General features: G+C 60.1%; 4 protein-coding genes and 1 pseudogene. 4 read left to right on the forward strand and 1 reads right to left on the reverse strand.

The genetic code is table 11. From position 1 onward, the window contains the following. Positions 1 to 66: 66 nt before the first annotated feature. The 4 genes and pseudogenes from ADADOO_RS12010 to arfB form a co-directional block, all read left to right on the forward strand. Positions 67 to 162, forward strand: a pseudogene (locus ADADOO_RS12010) (hypothetical protein); the annotation flags it as partial. A gap of 109 nt (positions 163 to 271) precedes the next feature. Beyond that, a complete protein-coding gene (locus ADADOO_RS12015) occupies positions 272 to 772 on the forward strand; it encodes an RNA polymerase sigma factor (protein ID WP_511277739.1) in 501 nt (166 codons plus the stop codon). After that, complete coding sequence (locus ADADOO_RS12020) at positions 769 to 1,578, forward strand: anti-sigma factor family protein (RefSeq protein WP_511277740.1); 810 nt, start codon at positions 769 to 771, stop codon at positions 1,576 to 1,578. The genes ADADOO_RS12015 and ADADOO_RS12020 overlap by 4 nt, the downstream gene beginning before the upstream one ends. Next, positions 1,575 to 1,976, forward strand: a complete 402-nt coding sequence (gene arfB / locus ADADOO_RS12025; protein WP_511277741.1) for an alternative ribosome rescue aminoacyl-tRNA hydrolase ArfB — start codon at positions 1,575 to 1,577, stop codon at positions 1,974 to 1,976. The genes ADADOO_RS12020 and arfB overlap by 4 nt, the downstream gene beginning before the upstream one ends. Before the next feature lie 38 nt (positions 1,977 to 2,014). Here the strand turns inward: arfB and ADADOO_RS12030 are convergent, their stop codons facing one another. Continuing rightward, positions 2,015 to 2,269 carry a transcriptional regulator gene (locus ADADOO_RS12030; protein ID WP_511277742.1) on the reverse strand — a complete coding sequence of 85 codons (255 nt, stop codon included), beginning with the start codon at positions 2,267 to 2,269 and terminating at the stop codon, positions 2,015 to 2,017. Positions 2,270 to 2,455: the final 186 nt, after the last annotated feature.

Raw genomic sequence — 2,455 nt, forward strand, 5'->3', positions numbered from 1 at the left:
TATAGCTCGGAAATATCGCGCTTCTGCCCTACCAAATATCTCAGTTCTTCTTAGCAGTGGGCCTTCAAGGGCAAACCGCTGTATTTCTGGGCGAAGGACATGAAGGCCGGCGACAAGACCGGCGACGGGTTCAACAACGTCTGGCACGTTGCCAAGCCTTGATTTCCCGGGCTGCCCAACCGTGACCTTGTCGACTTCGTCGAGCCGTGCGACTTGCCCTGCCTGCGGCGCGTCGTTGTGCCACGATCGAGTTGACCAAGGAATTTTTTGAATGGACGGCCGTGCCATCGTCGCCGAATTGCCTCGCCTGCGCCGATATGCGCGGGCGATGCTGGGCGACCGTGCGGCAGCCGACGATCTTGTTCAGGACACCCTTGAACGCGCCTGGAGCCGCCTCGCCCAATGGCGGGTGGGCAGCGATTTGCGGGCCTGGCTGTTCGGCATTATGCACAACCTGCGCGTCGATCAGTTGCGGCGCGGCAGTTTGCCGATTGATTCGCTTGATGAAGATACCGGCGAAGTGCCGACGCGCGCTACCCAGAGCGATCGGCTGGAAGTGATGGACCTCGAATCAGCCCTCCGCCAATTGCCGGACGAACAGCGTGAAGTGCTGCTCCTCGTCGGCCTGGAAGAAATGAGTTATGCCGAAATCGCCGCTGCACTGGGCATTCCGATCGGCACCGTGATGTCCCGCCTGGCGCGCGGACGTGAACGGCTGCGTCAGATCATGAATGGCCGGCTGGGTGGGGCCAATCTAAGGATCGTGCGATGAGCCCGCTCAATATCACCGAAGACGACCTGCACGCCTACGTCGACGGCGCCTTGACCGGGTCGCGGCGGGCCGAGATCGAAGCCTATCTGGTTGTCTATCCCGAGGATGCCGAACGCGTTCGCGCCTATCGCGCCCAGAACGAGGCGCTCAAAGCGCTGTTCAATCCGGTGCTGGTCGAGGCTTTGCCGGACCGCCTGCATGCTTTGGCCGTGCAGCCAGCGAATCCCACGGTCAACCGGAAAAAATGGCCAAATTTGAAATCATGGTCGTGGCAACAGATGGCTGCCGGCGTTCTCGTTGCTGTGCTCGGTGGTGTCGCCGGTTGGCTGGGGCACGGCCAGTATCAAGATGCCGAGCGCCTCGCGCAGGTTGTTCCGCTGCCCCGGCAGGCCGCCGTCGCCCACGTGGTTTATAGTCCCGACGCCCGTCGCCCTGTCGAGGTGACGGCCGATCAGGAGGAGGCACTGATCAAATGGCTGAGCAAGCGTCTCGGTACGCCGGTCAGTCCGCCCAAACTCGGTGCCCTTGGCTACGAACTCGTTGGCGGCCGCCTGCTTCCCGGCAACGCCGGCCCGGTTGCCCAGTTCATGTATCAGGATGCCACCGGCCAGCGCATGACCTTGTACGTGACGACCGAAAATGCCGCCCAGCCTGATGCCGGCTTCCGCTTCGCCCGCGAAGGGCCGGTCAATGTTTTTTACTGGGTTGATGGTAAATTCGGCTACGCCCTGTCGGCGAGCACCGCCAAGGGCGAACTGGCCAAAGTGGCGACGGCGGTCTACGACCAACTCGAAGCAAAAAAATGAACGCCCTGGTTTTAAACGAAAGTGAAGTTGAATTCACCGCCATCCGCGCGCAAGGGGCGGGGGGACAGAACGTCAACAAGGTGTCGAATGCCGTGCATCTGCGTTTTGACATCGCCGCGTCGAGTCTGCCCGATGAGGTCAAGGAAAAATTGCGAGCCATGCGCGATCAGCGGATCAGCAGCGAAGGCATCGTCGTCATCAAGGCACAAAAACATCGCAGCCTAGAGCGCAACCGGGAGGACGCTCTGGTTCGCTTGCGCGAACTGATTGCCTCGGCCGCTTTTGTGCCAGCCGTCCGGCGGCCGACCAAGCCCAGCCGGAACGCCCAGCGCAAGCGCATCGAGAGCAAAATAAAACGCGGCCAGGTCAAACTTCAGCGCGGCCGCGTCGTTGAATAGCCCCGAGCCCGCTTTTCGCGGAATCGGCGCCAATTGTCTCAGGACGTCTTGACGCCCGGCTTGCGACCCGGCGCAGCCGAGGGCATGTAGCCGGAAACACGGCAGAACATGCCTTCGGTCGGTGTGCCGTTCTTGAAGGTCGTCATGCTGCACACCGAAATGGCTTTTTGGGCGGACAGTTCGAGAATCGATGTGCGAACATCCGACAATGCGATGCCTGTGCCTTTCGCAATGTCAGCATCGAGCAATTGGCCGTGCTTCTTGAGATGCGTGAGGATGGATTCTGTATTCATGTCGAATGCCTTTACAAAAAATGCCTAAAAACCTGCCACTTCAACTCAGCAGCGGAGCTTTCGTCGAAGTGCCTACCGGGTACTTCTGAAACATGCGACCAAGCCTTGAAGGCATGGTCACAGAACTGCAAATTGGTGGGCCTGCACGGACTTGAACCGTGGACCAAAGGATTATGAGTCCTCTGC

Source organism: Azonexus sp., assembly GCF_036170495.1.
In the GTDB taxonomy this organism is placed as follows: domain Bacteria; phylum Pseudomonadota; class Gammaproteobacteria; order Burkholderiales; family Rhodocyclaceae; genus Azonexus.

What these genes read in the sequence shown, in the direction of transcription:
- ADADOO_RS12015 (WP_511277739.1), top strand. Translation starts at nt 272, where the DNA reads ATGGACGGCCGTGCCATCGTCGCCGAATTGCCTCGCCTGCGCCGATAT.
- ADADOO_RS12020 (WP_511277740.1), top strand. Translation starts at nt 769, where the DNA reads ATGAGCCCGCTCAATATCACCGAAGACGACCTGCACGCCTACGTCGAC.
- arfB (WP_511277741.1), top strand. Translation starts at nt 1,575, where the DNA reads ATGAACGCCCTGGTTTTAAACGAAAGTGAAGTTGAATTCACCGCCATC.
- ADADOO_RS12030 (WP_511277742.1), bottom strand. Translation starts at nt 2,269, where the DNA reads ATGAATACAGAATCCATCCTCACGCATCTCAAGAAGCACGGCCAATTG.